Here is an 18,251-nt window from a genome sequence, read left to right on the forward strand (position 1 = left end):
CAAATGGGAGGCTTTTGCATTACCAGATCTTAACTCTGTCTTCTGGTTTTACATATAATTTATCGCCCGGTTTAATGCTAAATGCTTCGTAGAAAGCATCCACATTTTGTAACGGTACATAAGCACGGTACATTCCCGGTGAATGTGGGTCGGTTTTCACCTGATTTTTAATCGCCTCGTCTCTCATTTTCGAACGCCAGATTGTCGCCCATGAAATAAAGAAACGTTGTTCCGGTGTAAATCCGTCGATTAAACCCGGGTTTCCGTTTTTCTTAAGGAATAACTGTAGTCCGTCATAAGCAGCATTTACACCACCAAGGTCACCAATGTTTTCCCCTAACGTAAATTTACCATCTACGAATGTTCCCGGTAGCGGCTCCAAAGCACTGTATTGTGCAGCCAAAGCGCCTCCTAATCCTGTAAATTGTTTTAAATCTTCGTCTGTCCACCAGTTTACTAAGTTTCCATCGGCATTGTAACGCGCTCCGGAATCATCAAATCCGTGTGAAATTTCGTGTCCGATAACGGCTCCGATTCCACCGTAGTTTACCGCCTCATCTGCTTTATAATCGTAGAATGGCGGTTGTAAAATTGCAGCCGGGAATACGATTTCATTATACGACGGATTGAAATAAGCATTTACTGTTTGCGGTGACATCCCCCAACGGGTTTTGTCTACCGGCTTTTTCAAATCGTCGATATTTTCCTGGAATCCCCAACGGGCTACGTTTTTCATGTTTTCGTAGTACGCACCACCATTAGCAGGTCCTGTAATTACCAATTTGGAATAATCTTTCCATTTGTCCGGATATCCGATTTTAACAGTCGATTTACGTAATTTTTGGATCGCGCCCTGTTTGGTTGCCGGTGTCATCCATGGCAAACGGTTGATACGATTTTCGAAAGCCAGGAATACGTTTTCGATCATCGCTTTGGCTTTGGCTTTCGCCTCGGCCGGGAATTTTTCAGCTACATATAGTTTTCCTAAGGCTTCACCTACCGTTCCGTTTACAACCTGTAAGGCTCTTTCTTCTCTAGGACGTTGTTTGATCGCTCCTTGTAATGTTTTACTATAGAAATCCCAGTTGGCATTTTCGATATCGGTTGTCAATACACCTGTTGATTTGTTGATCAATGTCCAACGCAAATAGGCTTTCCAACTGTCTACGTCATTTTGTTTGAAGATGTCTTCCAAAGCCGTCATATAGCGTGGTTGTGATACCACTAACGAATCCAGGTTTTGTATGCCTACACCTTCAAAATAGTTTTTCCAGTTTACCGATGGTGTCAATTTTTGTAAATCGGCTACACGCATCGGATTGTATGTTTTTCGTCTGTCGCGACGTTCCACACGATCCAGTCTTGGTTTGGCCATTGCCGTTTCCAATGCCAATACTTTATTCGCATCTTCTTTCGCCTGGGTTGGTCCTTCCCCTAAAAACTGCAACATACGCGCTACGTGCGCTACGTATTTTTCTCTTTTTTCTTTTGAATCGGCATCATCCGACACATAATAATCACGATCCGGTAATCCAAGACTTCCCAAACCTACATATACTACGTTACGGTTACTGTTTTTAGCATCGGCTCCTACTCCCATTCCATAGAATCCCATACCGCCTTCTGATTCCATTTCCAGTAAAAGTGCATTCAGATCCTGTACATTTTTAACCGCATTAATTTTGGCTAATGTCGCTTTAATCGGATCGATACCTCTTTTGTCTCGGGCAATGGTATCCATAAATGTTTTATACACATTTACCGCTTTGGCCTGATCGGAATTTGGATCCAGATTTTTGTCGGCTGCCGCTTTTTTTAAGATCGCTAATGCATCTTTATCCGTATTCTGACGTAGTTCGTCAAAACTTCCCCAACGGGTTTTATCGCTTGGAATTTCGGTTTTGTCATACCAGGTTCCGTTTACATAACGGAAGAAATCATCACCCGGTTTAACCGATTTGTCCATATAGCTCAAATTGATGCCCGGATGCGTCGCCTGCTTGTCGGCCGATGCGCTAGTCTGTCCTGATTTACAGGAAAACAAAACCAGCGTAGCGGTTGCGCCCAATAATACGCCTTTATTCATTTTTATTTCCATATTGTTAATTTTGGTTGCTATTTGTGTTTCCGATAACAAAAATAAGAATTCATCGCCGAATCGCTTTTTTTATTTGTTAAAATTAAACCTGCTGTGATTTAGGCAATATTTAACCTCCTTATAGCGAACTTCTTTATACTTTTGCAAAAAATTATATCATGCTTCGCTTTTTCAAAAAATACCGACTGTTTTTTATCGTTCTTTTTGTTCTTTCCGCTATTATCATTACGCTTTTTTATAACGCACTAACGCCTAAAAAACACTTGCCTATCTATACACCGTCTATGGTTAATCCGGAATTGGTGGACACCACGATACAACACGTAGCCAATAAACATACTATTGCCGATTTTGCTTTTGTCAATCAAAACGGAAAAACGATTACTCAAAAGGATTACGAAGGGAAAATTTATGTGGCCGATTTCTTTTTTACCACTTGTCCGACTATTTGTCCGATTATGACCACTAATATGGTATGGCTTCAGGACAAAATCAAAAACAATCCTAAGGTAATGTTGTTGTCACATTCGGTAACACCCGATATCGATAGTGTACCGGTGTTAAAAAAATATGCACTGGAAAAAGGCGTGATTGACACCAAATGGAATTTGGTTACCGGAGACAAAAAAGACATTTATTATATTGCCCGTAAATCGTATCTGGCTGTTAAAACCGGAAAACCGGAAGAACTTTATGATATGGTACATACCGAAAATTTTGTGTTGGTCGATAGCAAACGTCGTGTCCGCGGATTCTACGATGGAACCAAAATGGAAGATGTACAACGACTACTGGAAGACATCAACTGGTTGTCGGCTCAGGAAAAATAATCCTTTAAACAGGTTTCATAAAAAAATGTGAAAGTCGGTTTTAACATGGCGCATCCGTTTTAAATGCTTACTTTTGTGTTTCTATTTTAATTCAATCTAAATAAGATGAAAATTACGTTAGCCCAGATAAAAAAAGGACAGAAAGCTTTAATTAACGACTTTAATGTTGACGTAATTCCTCTTAAATTACTGGAAATGGGTTGCCTTCCCGGTAATACCGTAGAGTTGTTACAAGTAGCTCCGCTGGGCGATCCGTTGTATATTAATGTTAACGACAGCCACGTAGCGATTCGCCTTGAAACCGCCAGACAAATTGAGGTTGAGATTATAAAGGAATAAGTTCATGAGTACAAGCACGTTAAAAGTAGCCTTAATAGGTAATCCGAACACCGGAAAAACATCCGTTTTTAATCAGCTAACCGGTTTAAATCAAAAAGTAGGAAACTACCCGGGTATCACGGTCGACAAAAAGCAAGGGGTTTCCAAATTATCCCCTTCCGTTAAAGCGACCATTCTTGACCTACCGGGGACGTATAGTTTAAACGCCAGCTCACTCGACGAAAATGTCGTGATCGAGTTGTTGATGAATAAAAACGACAAGGATTTTCCCGATGTTGCCGTGGTGGTTACCGAAGTGGAAAACTTAAAACGAAACCTGCTGCTTTTTACTCAGATAAAAGATCTGGAAATTCCTACCATTTTGGTGATCAATATGTCCGACCGTATGGAACAGAAAGGAATTACGTTGGATATTCCGTATTTGGAAAAGGAATTAAACACCAAAATTGCTTTGGTAAGTTCCCGCAAAAAAACAGGAATCGACAACCTGAAAAACCTGATCATCAATTACAAAGAGCTTTCTACAGAGCCCTGTTTGAATGCTTCCGAAATCGATCCGGACTATTTTAACAACCTGCGTCATACTTTTCCAAATCAACTGTTATATAAATTATGGCTTGTGATTACGCAGGATGTAAACTTTGGAGGTCTGCACCGCAACGAAGTTTCAATCCAATCGTTTGTTAAATCGGAGGCAGAATTAAAACGATTACAACAAAAAGAAACCATAAAACGCTATCAGTTTATCAACGATGTGCTAAAAGTGGGCTATACCGTTAACCGCGAAGAGGCAACCGATATCCGCGCCCGACTGGATCGTGTTTTAACGCATAAATTTTTTGGTTATATCATCTTTTTCGGTATTCTCCTGTTAATCTTCCAGTCGATTTTTAGCTGGTCGAGTATTCCGATGGATTTTATCGATGAAAGTTTTGCATCGCTAAGTGCCTATGCTGCGGAAAACTTACCTCCCGGATTATTGACCGATTTGATTTCGGAAGGGATCATTCCCGGACTGGGCGGTATCATTATTTTTATTCCGCAAATCGCATTTCTGTTCCTGTTTATTTCTATTTTGGAAGAAAGCGGTTACATGAGTCGTGTGGTGTTCCTGATGGACAAAATCATGCGTCGCTTTGGGCTGAGTGGTAAAAGTGTGGTGCCTTTAATTTCCGGAACGGCATGTGCAATCCCGGCGATTATGGCGGCGCGTAATATCGAAAGCTGGAAAGAAAGACTGATCACTATATTGGTAACGCCTTTTACAACTTGTTCGGCACGTTTACCGGTATATGCGATCTTAATTTCATTGATCATCCCTGAAAAACGCCTATTGGGTATTTTCAACTTACAAGGATTAACGTTAATGACCTTATACCTGTTGGGCTTCGGAATGGCTATTTTATCCGCTTATATTCTGAACAAAATCCTAAAAGTAAAAGGGAAATCCTATTTTGTGATTGAAATGCCGGATTACAAAGTGCCGTTATTTAAAAACGTAGCCTTAAATGTGATCGAAAAAACCAAAGCCTTTGTTTTTGGAGCTGGTAAAATTATCCTGGCACTGTCTGTTATTTTATGGTTTCTGGGTTCGCATGGGCCTGGCGGGAACTTTAAAAATGCCGAACAAATTATCGAACAGGAATTAGCACAAAATAAAATCAGCGGTGAAAAAGAAGACTTGGTTGCTTCCTATAAATTAGAAAATTCCTATATCGGGATAATCGGAAAATCGATCGAACCGGTGATCCGCCCGTTGGGATATGACTGGAAAATCGGTATTGCTGTGGTGACTTCCTTTGCCGCTCGTGAGGTTTTTGTAGGAACGTTGGCGACGATTTACAGTGTAGGAAGTCATTCCGAAGAAGAAACTACGATTAAAAACCGAATGAATGCCGAGATCAATCCGATTACCGGTGGAAAGGTCTTTAATTTTGCCACCGGTGTTTCCCTTTTGTTCTTCTATGCTTTTGCGATGCAGTGTATTTCAACACTGGCTATCACTAAAAAAGAGACCAATTCCTGGAAATGGCCGATGATTCAATTGGTGTTTATGAGTGGCTTTGCGTATGTCGTTTCACTGGTTGCGTATCAAATTTTGCAATAATCATGATCGATTTTCAACAAATAGCAGTATATGTAATTTTGGCTGCGGCCGTCCTTTTCTTTATCCGAAAATATTTCTGGAAAAAGAAAAAGAAAAATTGCGGTGGTCCGGATTGCGGGTGCAGTTAATGGTCTTTAACAACTAAAAGCGGAATGGTGATTTTGTGCCGTACCGCGTCGACCGTAGTCCCAAACAACAGGTCTTTAAACCAGTTGTGTCCGTGTGCGCCCAAAACCAATATATCGAAATCATTTTCATTGACCACTTTGGCAATACTTTTTTTCGGACTTCCGAAATCCAGTATACTACTCACCTGATAACCTCGTGCTTCGAGTGCTTTCTGATATTCTTCCAGATAGTAATGATCACTGGTTGTTTCATAGTCATGGGTTTCATTCCCATGTACCATAGCTCCAACCGTTTCCACGACGTGAATAATCGTATAATGTGCCGTTTTTCCGCCCAGTTGTAACGCACTCGCAATACTCTTCTGATCGGTTTTTGAAAAATCCAGCGCAATGGCTATTTTGGAATATACAATCGGTTTATTGGATTCACTTACTACGATTTCATTGATATGCGGAACCAGATTCGGGATCGTTCTGTTTTTTTCCACAAATGGTTTGATGATAATATAGAGTAGTAAAAAGGCTGCGAAAATGGCAATTGGCACCACAAACAACCAGATATAAATAGGATGTTCGGAAGTAGTAACCCAGGTTTCAATTTCATCGAAAACCAATTTGGCGTTTAGCATTACGATAATCAGCGCGATAAGCCACGAGGCTATTTTAGTCCATTTTCCAATGGCAAATCCCTGCATTTTTGTTTTATCACTTACAAAATGAATCAACGGTATGATGGCAAATCCCAATTGTAAACTTAAAATCACCTGACTTAACAAGAGTAGTTTTCCAGTGGCCGACTCCCCAAAATAAATGATTGCAATCAAGGCCGGTACTATCGCAATTAAACGGGTAATGATCCGGCGCACCCACGGTTGAATCCGTAAATTCAGATAGCCTTCCATAACAATTTGTCCGGCTAGTGTTCCGGTTATCGTAGAACTTTGCCCGGCAGCAATCAATGCCACAGCAAATAAGATCGAAGCCCAATGCGTTCCCAGTAAGGGTTCCAGTAATCGGTGTGCATCCTGAATTTCGGCCACTTCGTGCATTCCGTTTTTATAAAAAGCAGCCGCAGCTAAAATTAAAATTGCCGCATTGACAAAAAAGGCCATGTTTAACGCCAGAAACGAATCGAGAAAATTATACCGGATTGCCTGTTTGATTCCTTTTTTGCTGCGATCGAATTTCCGTGTCTGAACCAATGACGAATGCAGGTAAAGATTATGTGGCATGACCGTCGCTCCGATAATTCCGATGGCGATATATAAGGCCGTACTATCGGGTATGGAAGGAATAAGCCCACGGGCAATTTCGGTGACATCGGGTTTTGCCAGAAACATTTCGATCAGGAAAGACAAACCGATAATAGCAATCAATGCGATAATAAAGGCTTCCATCTTTCGGATTCCTTTATTCAGTAAAAACAACAGTAAAAAAGTATCCAACATCGTAATACTAACACCCCAAAGCAACGGAATATCGAATAACAATTGCAACCCGATAGCCATTCCGAGCACTTCGGCAAGGTCGCAGGCTGCAATAGCGATCTCCGCCAAAATATACAACACCATATTCACCGGACGGGAGTACGTATCACGCGAGGCCTGAGCCAAATCCCGCTGGCGGACAATTCCCAACCGGGCGCTAAGACTTTGTAATAGCAACGCCATAATATTGGACATCAGTAGTACCCAAATCAGTTTATAACCAAACTGACTTCCCCCTGCAATATCGGTTGCCCAGTTCCCCGGATCCATATAACCGACACTCACCATATAGGCCGGACCAAAAAAGGCCAGGATTTTTTTCCATACAGAAGTATTTTGTACTATGGCAACCGATTCGTGTACTTCTTCCAGTGAATTTGTTGTTTTTTGCATCATAATCAGGTGGCTAGTTTCACAAAGAGATTATTCGCAATCTTATTCGATATAATCATTTCTTTTCCGTCTACTATAATCGTTAGCGACATATCAAAAGTTTCCTTACCGATGATCTCAATTTTCGATCCCAATGCGATTTGCTGTTTGTCCAGGTATTGTAAAAAACTCGAAGCAGAGTCTTTTACACCCACACATATCCCTTTTTGTCCTGTTTCCAGATCGGATAACAATTGTTTGTCTATCTTTTTGATCTCTCCTTTGGCATTCGGAATCGGATCCCCATGCGGATCTTCTGTCGGAAAGCCTAAAAAAGCATCCAGTTTATTGATCAGTTTTTCCGATTTGATATGCTCCAGTTCTTCGGCTACATCGTGTACCTCATCCCAGGTAAAATCAAGCTTTTCAACCAGAAACACCTCCCATAAACGATGTTTACGTACAATCATCTTGGCCGCCAACAAGCCTTTTTCCGTTAAGGTTACTCCCTGGTATTTTTGGTACAGGATTAGTTCTTTTTCAGCCAGTTTTTTAACCATATCGGTAACCGACGAGGCTTTACTTTCGATCATGCCGGCAATAGCGTTGGTATTAACACCTCTTGGCGAAACAACCGATAGATGGTAGATGACTTTTAAATAGTTCTCTTCTGAATGCGTCATGGGTAAATTTTATGTTTTCAAAAATACAAATTTTTTTGATTCAAAAAATATTTTTAGTTTTGTCTAAATTTTAACTTCGTTTTAATCTAAAATAATATTGTGAAAAATCTAATTCTGCTCTTTTTTGTCTGCCTTTTAAGCGGTTACTCCATTTCGGCTCAAACTACTATAAAAGGGAAAGTCACTTCCGATGGCGTTCCGCTACAATATGCCAATGTGCTTATTGCCAAAACGCAACTCGGTGCTTCGACCGATGCCAACGGCCTTTTTACAATTGAAAACGTTTCGGACGGAACCTACGAAATCCAGGTAAGCTTTACCGGTTTCCGATCTCAGAAAAAAAACATAACGATTCATAACGCGACTCCGGCAATGGTTCATTTCGATCTGAAAGAAAACCAGTCGTTGGACGAAGTCGTAGTGACCGGTACACTGAAAGCGGTGAACAGACTCGAAAGCCCTGTTCCCGTTGAAGTGTACAAGCCTACTTTTTTTAAAAAGAATCCCACTTCCAATATTTTTGAGGCTTTACAAAATGTAAACGGGGTACGTCCGCAACTCAACTGTAATGTTTGCAATACCGGCGACATTCATATTAACGGCCTGGAAGGTCCGTATACTTTGGTTTTAATTGACGGAATGCCTATTGTAAGTGGCTTGTCGACCGTCTATGGCCTGTCGGGTATTCCAAATTCGCTGTTGGAACGGGTAGAGGTCGTAAAAGGACCCGCGTCGTCTTTATATGGCAGTGAAGCCGTAGGCGGATTGATCAACATTATCACCAAAAGCCCGAAAAATGCACCGGTGTTTTCGGCCGATGCCTTCGGAACCAGTTGGGGCGAATTGAATACCGATTTGGGTTTTAAATCCAATATCGGAAAATCGGTTTCGTTTTTAACCGGTGTCAATTATTTTAATTACAGCAATCCTATCGATAAAAACAATGATAATTTTACCGATGTGACACTACAGGATCGGGTTTCGGTTTTTCAGAAATGGAATTTTAACCGGAAAAGCAACAAGCTGTTTTCAATCGCCGGACGCTATTTTTACGAAGATCGTTGGGGCGGTGAGATGCAATGGGAAAAGAAATACCGCGGTGGCGACGAAGTTTACGGGGAAAGTATTTACACCAAACGCTGGGAATTGATCGGAGCTTATGAACTTCCGGTGAGCGAAAAAATGCTGCTTTCGTTTTCCTATACCAATCACGATCAGAATTCTGTTTATGGTAATTCCCCTTTTATGGCCATTCAGCGTATTGGTTTCGGACAACTTACCTGGGATAAAAAAATTAAAAATCACGATTTATTATTTGGTACAGCTGTCCGATATCAATTGTATAACGACAATACACCGGCTACAGTAACGGCCGATGAAACCTGGATTCCGAGTCTTTTTGTACAGGATGAGATTTCTTTCGCCCAAAAACACAGTATTTTATTAGGTGCCCGATACGATTACAACAGCAACCACGGTTCTATTTTCACACCTCGTTTTGCCTATAAATGGAAAGTGGACGATACCAATATTATCCGACTAAATGCCGGAACCGGTTTCCGAATTGTCAATCTGTTTACCGAAGAACACGCCGCACTTACCGGTTCGCGCGATGTAATTGTGGTAGGCGATTTAAAGCCCGAGCGCTCCTATAACGTCAACCTGAATTATCTGAAAAAATTCTATTTCGGAGACGGCAATTTTATCGGACTCGAAACCAGTGCCTGGTATACCTATTTTACCAATTCCATTATTCCGGATTACGATACCAATCCGAATCAGATTATTTATAAAAATCTGGACGGACATGCGATTACCAAAGGAATCAGTACGAATATCGATATGGTGTTTAACAATGGTTTAAAAGTTATACTTGGCGCAACTTATATGGATGTGAATAAAACCGAAAACGGTGTCACCACACGACAGATGCTAACGGAACGTTTTTCCGGAACCTGGGCGATTTCGTATAAAATTCCGAAATTGTATCTGGATATCGATTATACCGGAAACCTGTACGGACCGATGCGTTTGCCGTTACTGGGACCTTTGGACCCCAGAAAAGAATATTCGCCGGTGTGGAGTATTCAAAACATACAACTGACCTACACCAGGCTAAAAAATTTCGAAATTTACGGTGGTGTCAAAAATTTATTGAACTGGACGCCAAATAAAGGGAATCCGTTTCTTATTGCACGTGCCAATGATCCTTTTGATCATAACGTACAACACGACGCAAGTGGAAATGTAATCGCCACACCGGATAATCCGTATGCGCTAACCTTTGATCCGAGTTATGTTTACGGACCCAATCAGGGCATTCGCGGTTTCCTCGGATTGCGCTATACTTTAAAATAATGAAAAAAACCGTTTTCTTTTTGTTCGTTTTCTTTTGGGTGATTCCTCACGGATTTGCCCAATTGAAAACGTATACGTTTGAAGAAGCCGAAAAACAATTCAAAGAAAATCCGAAACCCTATTTTGTTTTTATCCACACTTCCTGGTGTAAGTATTGCCAGATGATGCAAAAAACGACGTTTCAAAATACGGAAATCATTTCTATTTTAAATGATCATTTCTATTTTATTGCTTTTGATGCCGAGACGAAATCAACTATTGGATTTCATAACGAAATCTTTCCTTACCAGGCTGACGGGTATCACGAACTGGCTTACGTACTCGGACAGATGGAACGGCAACTTTCTTTCCCGGTTTCCTGTATTCTAAATCGTAACTACGAGATTGTTTTCCAGATCAATCGTTTTTTAACAACACCTGAATTAAAAGTGGTTCTGAATAAAGCTCTTCAAAATCAATAACTGACGCCAAAAACAAGCACTTTTTGCAAAAAAACAGCATAAATTTTATTTTATTTTTACATTCGATAAAACAAAACTTTTCTCAAACATACACCGTAGTCTTTTCAATATATCCCAAAATTACCTTTCAAACCCTATTGTTGTTAAAAAAAATATGTTAAAAAAAAGGGTTTTATACAATAATAATAAATGAACTATAAATTTAAAAATCAAATACAAACACCTGAAATACTGACAGTTAGAATCCTTTAAAAATATACCACACTATCTTTTTTTATGTTTTAGGAAAGCCTTAGTTTTGCATTATATTTATTGAGTCTAAATAATGCAATATGAAACTTTTATCGATTCTACTCCTTAGCCTTTTTTTCAGCCTAACCACATTAGCGCAAAACGGTACATTAAAAGGAACTGTAACCGACGAAAATAACAATCTGGTAGCACATGCCAATGTTATTATCGCAGAAAGCAACCAATCAACCATTACCGATACTTCCGGTAATTATGAATTCTCCAATCTGACCTACGGTAAATACACCCTTAAAATTACCAGTCTGTCTTATAAAACGGAAGTCATCATCGTTAACATCGATAAACCAGGTACTACGGTAAACTTCAAATTAAAAGTGAACGAACAAATGCTGGACGAAGTCGAAGTATTTGGAAAGCGAAACAAACAACCCGAAAAACTTCAGGCTTTGACGCGATTACCGTTAAAACCAAGCGAACAAATCCAGAGTATTTCGATCATCTCCTCCAAACTAATCGAACAACAAGGAAACCTGACGATTTCCGACGCAACCAAAAACGTACCGGGTGTATATACTTTTGCGACTTATGGAAATAAAAGAGAAAGTATGTCCTCCCGCGGTTTCCGTGGCATTCCGATTCTGAAAAACGGTGTTCGTGTGAATTCCGATTTCCGTGGTGTCGGTATTTTAACCGATGCCAGTGGTATCGATAATATCCAGGTATTAAAAGGAACCGCGGCCATTACACAAGGTGTTGCAACCGATATCGGAAGTCCGGGTGGCGTGATCAATATCGTTACGAAAACTCCAAAATTCCAGTCAGGCGGAGAAGTTTCACTTCGCGGTGGAAGCTGGGGGTTGTTCCGTCCTACCTTTGATGTATATGGCCCTATCGATGATAACGAGAAAATCGCTTTTCGTGTGAATGGTGCTTACGAAAGAAGCGATAGTTACAGAAGTATGATTTCCAGTGAACGATTGTATTTTAACCCGTCATTACAATGGAAAGCCAACGATAAAACCACAATTACCGTAGAAATGGATTATCTGGACGATAGCCGGACTCCGGATTTAGGAACTGTTAATCTGGCCGGAAACGATATAAATGCTATTTATGATTTACCGCATGATAAATTCCTGGGCTTTAAGTCCGATCGTGTTTCGACTAAAAATGCCACCTATACGATTCGCGTTGACCGAAAATTAAATGATACTTTTTCATTACGTGCGGCTTACTTTAAATCGGATCTGGCACTTGACGATACCGGGGCCAGCCTGTCACAACTGGCATCAAGCTTTAACGAGCGCAAACGTTCCATTAGCAACAGTACCCGAAAAGACGTAAACGATGTATTACAACTGGATTTAGTCGGACAGGATGTACAAACCGGTTTTGTAAAACATACGTTCCAGGCCGGTATGGATTATTCCAGCAGCAGCGTTTCGACAACCAATTCCAAATCGGTGGCCATTGACACGATCAATGTTTTCGGATCGATCCCTAATAATTACCCGACTCCAAACAGTGTATTGCCTTTTGGTAGTTCCGAAGATTCCAAAACAAGAGCATTAGGCTTATTGGTTCAGGATATGATAACGTGGAACAAATGGTTAAAAACATTTGTCGGATTGCGTTACAGCAGTGTTGAAATTACCAAATCGAGTACCGTGGGAACACAACGCAATGACGCCTGGAATCCGTTGGCAGGTCTTATCATTTCCCCTACGCGAAACATTAACCTTTTCGGTTCCTATACCAATAGTTCTAATCCAAGAAGCGCCACTTTATTAAGTAAAGATGGCGAAGAGCTGGGTAACGAAAGATGGGATCAGTTTGAAGCCGGTTTTAAAACCACCTGGATTAACGACCGACTGCGTTTTAACCTGACTTTATTTAAGATTAACAACAGAGACATGAACCTTCCGGTTTACGATGAAAACTGGGTAGCTACCGGCTATTATCAAAAAGGAGGTAATGACGAGCGTAAGGGGATTGAAGTGGAATTATCCGGTAGAATCCTGGAAAATCTTGAAGTGATCACCGGTTACTCCTATATTGATGCCCAATACAAAGAGCATACGGCTTATGTTTATAATTCATCGCCATTAAATACCCCAAAGCATACTTTTAATGCCTGGGCTAATTATACGTTTACCGGAAATTTGAAAGGGCTTTCAGTGGGAGCCGGAGCTTATTATACCGGAAAAAGACCGATGAACGACTGGTCGGCCGGAGCGGTTACCCACGAAGGGATCGTTCCCGGGCAAAAACCGTTCGACATTGATGCCTATATGAATGTCAATGTTCAGGCAGCTTATAAATTCGACCAACATTGGGGTGTTCGCTTGTTTATCAACAACATCTTTAACGAGATCGGTTATAATGCCTACCGAACTTCGTTTATCAACCAAACCGATCCGAGAAACATTTCCGGAATGCTTACGTATCGCTTTTAATTACATATATAACAATAAGGGGCCCTTGGGGGCCTTTATTGTTTCAGCTCAAATGACCCGGAATACAATAACAAATCTTTATGAATCGGATGATTCTGAAATACGGTAAAACTTTGTAACTTTGTGGCATAAACATCATAAAAAGAAATGTTATGTATCCAGAAGAAATGGTAAAACCAATGCGTGCTGAATTATCAGACGTTGGTTTTCAGGAATTATATAGTGCCCAGGATGTAGAAAACGCCCTTTCGAAAGAAGGAACTACCTTGGTAGTAGTCAATTCGGTTTGCGGTTGTGCCGCTCGAAATGCACGTCCGGGCGCTCGAATGAGCCTTGATAATGGTAAAAAACCAGATCAGTTGATCACTGTTTTTGCAGGTGTCGATAAAGATGCCGTTGATGCAGCCCGTCAGCACATGTTCCCATTCCCGCCTTCATCGCCAAGTATGGCTTTGTTTAAAAACGGAGAATTGGTGCATATGTTGGAACGCCACCACATTGAAGGTCGCCCGGCAGAGATGATTGCCGAAAATCTAAAAGACGCTTATAACGAATACTGTTAATTTTGTTATATAAAATAATAGAAACCACGTTAAAGCGTGGTTTTTTTATTTATTGATTATTTATCTTTGCGCGAAATAGCCACAATTATGCAAAAAATAATTTCGTATCCGTTATCCGTTATTTACTATCTGTGTTTCGGATTATGTCTGGTGATTTTTCATCCGATCCAATGGATCTGCCTGAATGTTTTTGGCTATCAGGCGCATAAGAAAAGTGTGGATTACCTGAATTTCCTGCTAACCAAGTGTACCAATCTGCTTGGCACTACATATACCTTTGAACACCGCGAACGCATTCCGAAAAATGTTCCGGTAATTTTTGTAGCCAATCATCAAAGTATGTATGACATCATTGGCATTATCTGGTACCTGCGTCGTTCGCATCCTAAATTCGTAAGTAAAAAAGAATTAGGGCGCGGAATTCCAAGCGTTTCATACAATTTAAGACACGGCGGATCCGTTCTTATAGATAGAAAAGATCCAAAGCAAGCCTTGCCAACTATTAAAGGTCTGGCAGAATATATTGAACAACACCACCGTTCGGCAGTAATTTTCCCGGAAGGAACCCGAAGCAAAACCGGCGCTCCGAAAAAATTCTCCGAAAACGGTTTGAAAATTTTATGTAAATATGCCCCATCAGCCTATATCGTTCCGATATCAATCAATAACTCCTGGAAAATGGCACGTTTTGGACTTTTCCCGGTTGGATTGGGCAACTCTTTAAAATTCACTATTCACGAACCCTTTGCAGTAAAAGACTATTCCTTCGCAGAAATCATGGAAAAGACCGAAAATGCAGTGGTTCAGGGAATAAAACACTAAGATTATGTCAATAAAAAATGTACGTCTGGAAGTGATGCAGTTTCTGGAAAAGAACATCGACAGTTTTGTCGAGCAATATCTGTTGCCAATAGAAAAAATATGGCAGCCAACAGATTTATTGCCCAATTCCGAAAAAGAATCCTTCCTTGATGAAGTAACCGAATTACGCGAAATCGCAAAAGAATTACCTTATGATTTTTGGGTAGTTCTCGTTGGCGATACCATTACCGAAGAAGCACTTCCCACTTACGAATCCTGGTTGATGGATGTGGAAGGTGTATCACAACACCCGGACAACGGATGGTCCAAATGGATCCGCCAGTGGACTGGTGAAGAAAATCGACACGGCGATTTGCTAAACAAATATTTATACCTTTCCGGACGTGTAAATATGCGTGAAGTAGAAATCACCACGCAGCATTTGATCACCGATGGTTTCGATCCCGGAACCGACCGTGACCCGTATAAAAACTTTGTATTTACAAGCTTTCAGGAATTAGCAACTTATGTATCGCACAACCGTGTGGCTCAGATTGCTAAAAAATTTGGTGATCACAAACTTTCTAAAATCTGTAAAATGATTGCCGGAGACGAAATGCGTCACCATCATGCCTACAGCGAGTTTGTAAACCGTATCTTTAAAGTGGATCCAAGTGAGATGATGATGGCTTTCCACTATATGATGAAGCAAAAAATCACGATGCCCGCGCATCTTATTCGTGAATCCGGAGAAAGAATAGGCTCGGCTTTCGAACAGTTTTCAGAATCGGCACAACGTATCGGTGTATATACTGCTATGGATTATGTGGATATTTTGCAAAAATTAATCGACAAATGGGAAATCGATAAAATTGCCGGTTTGAACGATGAAGCCGAAAAAGCCCGTGATTATTTAATGAAATTACCGGCCCGAATGACACGTATCGCCGAGAGGATGGTCGTTTCTCAGGAACCTCATATTTTTAAATGGGTACAACCCGCTATTATAAAATAATGTAACATCTCAAAAATCCTTTCGCAACCGGAAGGATTTTTAAATTATACCGATTATGAGTAGTCTAATTGACAACACTATCCTTTTTGTAAAAAAACAACTTGAAAATGCCGAAGGCGGACACGATTGGTTCCATATCGAACGGGTTTACAAAAATGCCCTGTTAATCGCTCAGGGTGAAAACTGCGATCTTACCGTGGTAAAACTCGGTGCACTCCTTCATGATGTGGCCGACAGTAAGTTTCACGATGGCGACGAAACGGTTGGACCAAAAATGGCACGTGCTTTTCTGGAGAGTGAAAACACACCGAAAGAAACGATACAGCATGTGATCAACATTATTGAAAACATTTCGTTTAAAGGCGGAAATTTCGATCGCAAGTTCCATTCGAAAGAACTGGATATTGTTCAGGATGCCGACCGACTGGATGCCATTGGTGCCATCGGAATTGCCCGTGCGTTTAACTATGGTGGTTTTAAAAACAGAACCTTACACAATCCGAATATTCCGGTAAACCTCAATATGTCGAAAGAGGAATACAAAAAAACGGAAGCGCCAACGATCAATCATTTTTACGAAAAATTATTGTTGCTAAAAGATCGTATGAATACCGAAACCGGTAAAAAAATTGCACTGGAACGCCATCACTATATGGAAGGCTTTTTATCGCAGTTTTATGCCGAATGGGACGGAGAGAAATAATCAGCTTTCGCGTACCAATTGCAGTGTGACCGTATAAATATCCGTTTTTTCAATCTTTGCTTTTAACCAGGCATAAAAACTCATTACAAAAATGTCTTCTTTACGGTATGATTTCCATTGAAAAGCATTTTTAACCTGGTTTCTAAACGTCAAAGACGCAAAGCTTTCGGGCGCGTTCAGGTATTTTTCTACCAACAAAAGAAATGCATGGACGCGTTCTTCTTTAATTTCCAACAGGTATTTCTTATACCGCCTTTTAAAACTATTTAATCGGGACTGTACATAATCCAGATTTTTTAATTCAACATGTAATAAAATTTCGATCAGGTTCTTTTTGATCGTCCATTCTATACCTTGCTTGCTTTCATACCAGGTGTCGCTATGGTTAAAGTTTTTAAAGATTTGCTGTACCCGATTCAGATTAAGTTGTTGAAAGTTGAAGACCGCCAGACTTAACTGCAAATCCAGTATTTCAGAAATATCTACTCCTTTATGTGTTTTCAAAACACTTTCTGCCCGTGCAATTGCAGCTGCCGCATTTCCGGAATAATTATCCGTAAGACATCGCAGTAATTGGAGTCGACAGTAAAACCGTTCAAAATAGACCTTGTCCTGTTTTTGCATTGTCATTTCCATCTTATCCAGATATGTCGATGCCTCGGCAAATTTTTTATTCCTAAAAAGCATGTTCGCAATAAAATACAGTATCTGAATATGATAAAACAAATGTCGGTCTGCCTGTTCCTGTTTGGACTGAATAAAAAGGTAACTTTTACTTACAAAGCGTTCGATTTGATAATAATCGTTAAGGAGCGCAGCATATTCATTGGCAATAAAAAGGATTTGATACAGCGATTTAAACGTTAGAATTTCTTTTAGCGAGATATTAAATTGTTCGATCGTTGACTGGATTGTTTTCTGAAAATCGAAAGCCACTGTACCGCGTTTGATTTTTGACAATTCCTGCCGTAATAATGCATAACCCAGGTTGAGTTGTTCCTCCTGCAAAAACTTTTTCTGATTTCGTTGGTATTTTTCAACCAGTTCCGAAAAAACAATTTTATTATCCAGATGTGCGTATTCGATTCCGATATGATAGATTTCATTCAGCAGATTAAAATATTCTCCTTTTACCGCTTTTTCTTCTGCTTTTCGCAACGTCTTAAAGGCCGGTTTGTACTGTTTGTGTTCGAAAAAAGCTTTGCTTGCAATAAGCAATTTTAAAATCATCTTTTCTTCCGAAGTATCATTTTCAAAACGTTTGTTTGCAATAAATGCAATAAGATTATCATACAAACGCTTGCGAAGTGCATATAATGCCGGCTTGTTTTTATAATCAATGTTTTTTTCTATGATATCATCAGTTTTTAAAAGCGTAAAAAGCTGAATATTATGCGTATCATGTCTTTTATTTTGCTTTTTAAGAAATAATACAAATTCTTCTTTTTCAGTACTTGAAAGTATATTTATAATTCCGGAAACAGAATTCATATCGATTGTTTGTTTATCTGAATAAAGATATTAAAATCATTTTTATATCGTCATTTTTTATTAAAAATTGATTTTTAAAGCATTATTTTTTATAGGAATTTTGACTC

At 40.0% G+C, this 18,251-nt stretch carries 15 protein-coding genes; 11 read left to right on the forward strand and 4 right to left on the reverse strand.

Annotated features, from left to right (window positions below):
* Positions 1 to 19 precede the first annotated feature (19 nt).
* Positions 20 to 2,086 carry a M13 family metallopeptidase gene (locus tag ABFU83_RS14440; RefSeq protein WP_347070226.1) on the reverse strand — a complete coding sequence of 689 codons (2,067 nt, stop codon included), beginning with the start codon at positions 2,084 to 2,086 and terminating at the stop codon, positions 20 to 22.
* 170 nt (positions 2,087 to 2,256) lie between these two features.
* Here ABFU83_RS14440 and ABFU83_RS14445 point away from each other — a divergent pair, with 170 nt between their 5' ends.
* From ABFU83_RS14445 to ABFU83_RS14460, 4 genes are all read left to right on the forward strand, one after another.
* Positions 2,257 to 2,928, forward strand: a complete 672-nt coding sequence (locus tag ABFU83_RS14445) for an SCO family protein (RefSeq protein WP_347066949.1) — start codon at positions 2,257 to 2,259, stop codon at positions 2,926 to 2,928.
* A 105-nt stretch (positions 2,929 to 3,033) separates the two neighbouring features.
* Positions 3,034 to 3,267 (forward strand): FeoA family protein, encoded by a 234-nt coding sequence (locus tag ABFU83_RS14450; protein ID WP_136403503.1) that lies wholly within the window; start codon positions 3,034 to 3,036, stop codon positions 3,265 to 3,267.
* 4 nt (positions 3,268 to 3,271) lie between these two features.
* Positions 3,272 to 5,374 carry a ferrous iron transport protein B gene (gene feoB, locus ABFU83_RS14455; protein ID WP_347066951.1) on the forward strand — a complete coding sequence of 701 codons (2,103 nt, stop codon included), beginning with the start codon at positions 3,272 to 3,274 and terminating at the stop codon, positions 5,372 to 5,374.
* 2 nt (positions 5,375 to 5,376) lie between these two features.
* Positions 5,377 to 5,502 carry a FeoB-associated Cys-rich membrane protein gene (locus ABFU83_RS14460; protein WP_300488922.1) on the forward strand — a complete coding sequence of 42 codons (126 nt, stop codon included), beginning with the start codon at positions 5,377 to 5,379 and terminating at the stop codon, positions 5,500 to 5,502.
* On the opposite strand, the gene ABFU83_RS14465 is transcribed toward ABFU83_RS14460, so the two are convergent.
* Both ABFU83_RS14465 and ABFU83_RS14470 read right to left on the reverse strand, forming a co-directional pair.
* On the reverse strand, positions 5,499 to 7,385 hold the full coding sequence (locus ABFU83_RS14465; protein WP_347066953.1) for an Nramp family divalent metal transporter: 1,887 nt from the start codon (positions 7,383 to 7,385) through the stop codon (positions 5,499 to 5,501). The two genes, ABFU83_RS14460 and ABFU83_RS14465, sit on opposite strands and share 4 nt — an antisense overlap.
* Positions 7,386 to 7,387: 2 nt before the next feature.
* The gene (locus ABFU83_RS14470) at positions 7,388 to 8,044 is read right to left on the reverse strand and encodes a metal-dependent transcriptional regulator (RefSeq protein ID WP_136403507.1); all 657 of its coding nucleotides are present in this window, start codon (positions 8,042 to 8,044) and stop codon (positions 7,388 to 7,390) included.
* 99 nt (positions 8,045 to 8,143) lie between these two features.
* On the opposite strand from ABFU83_RS14470, the gene ABFU83_RS14475 reads away from it, so the two are divergent.
* The 7 genes from ABFU83_RS14475 to ABFU83_RS14505 all read left to right on the forward strand — a co-directional run bounded on the left by ABFU83_RS14475 (position 8,144) and on the right by ABFU83_RS14505 (position 16,653).
* Positions 8,144 to 10,402, forward strand: a complete 2,259-nt coding sequence (locus ABFU83_RS14475; RefSeq protein WP_347066955.1) for a TonB-dependent receptor — start codon at positions 8,144 to 8,146, stop codon at positions 10,400 to 10,402.
* Complete coding sequence (locus ABFU83_RS14480; protein ID WP_347066956.1) at positions 10,402 to 10,863, forward strand: thioredoxin family protein; 462 nt, start codon at positions 10,402 to 10,404, stop codon at positions 10,861 to 10,863. The genes ABFU83_RS14475 and ABFU83_RS14480 overlap by 1 nt, the downstream gene beginning before the upstream one ends.
* 332 nt (positions 10,864 to 11,195) lie before the next feature.
* On the forward strand, positions 11,196 to 13,571 hold the full coding sequence (locus ABFU83_RS14485; protein WP_347066957.1) for a TonB-dependent receptor: 2,376 nt from the start codon (positions 11,196 to 11,198) through the stop codon (positions 13,569 to 13,571).
* Positions 13,572 to 13,723: 152 nt separating this feature from the next.
* The gene (locus tag ABFU83_RS14490) at positions 13,724 to 14,134 is read left to right on the forward strand and encodes a BrxA/BrxB family bacilliredoxin (protein WP_300489441.1); all 411 of its coding nucleotides are present in this window, start codon (positions 13,724 to 13,726) and stop codon (positions 14,132 to 14,134) included.
* A gap of 87 nt (positions 14,135 to 14,221) precedes the next feature.
* The gene (locus tag ABFU83_RS14495) at positions 14,222 to 14,956 is read left to right on the forward strand and encodes a lysophospholipid acyltransferase family protein (protein WP_347066959.1); all 735 of its coding nucleotides are present in this window, start codon (positions 14,222 to 14,224) and stop codon (positions 14,954 to 14,956) included.
* A gap of 4 nt (positions 14,957 to 14,960) precedes the next feature.
* Positions 14,961 to 15,950 carry an acyl-ACP desaturase gene (locus tag ABFU83_RS14500; protein WP_347066961.1) on the forward strand — a complete coding sequence of 330 codons (990 nt, stop codon included), beginning with the start codon at positions 14,961 to 14,963 and terminating at the stop codon, positions 15,948 to 15,950.
* 55 nt (positions 15,951 to 16,005) lie between these two features.
* On the forward strand, positions 16,006 to 16,653 hold the full coding sequence (locus tag ABFU83_RS14505; RefSeq protein WP_347066962.1) for an HD domain-containing protein: 648 nt from the start codon (positions 16,006 to 16,008) through the stop codon (positions 16,651 to 16,653).
* Here the strand turns inward: ABFU83_RS14505 and ABFU83_RS14510 are convergent, their stop codons facing one another.
* Entirely contained in the window at positions 16,654 to 18,144 is a 1,491-nt protein-coding gene (locus ABFU83_RS14510) for a hypothetical protein (RefSeq protein ID WP_347066964.1), read from the reverse strand. It lies immediately after the preceding gene.
* Positions 18,145 to 18,251 lie beyond the last annotated feature (107 nt).

The organism is Flavobacterium sp. WV_118_3, from assembly GCF_039778605.1.
Lineage (GTDB): Bacteria > Bacteroidota > Bacteroidia > Flavobacteriales > Flavobacteriaceae > Flavobacterium.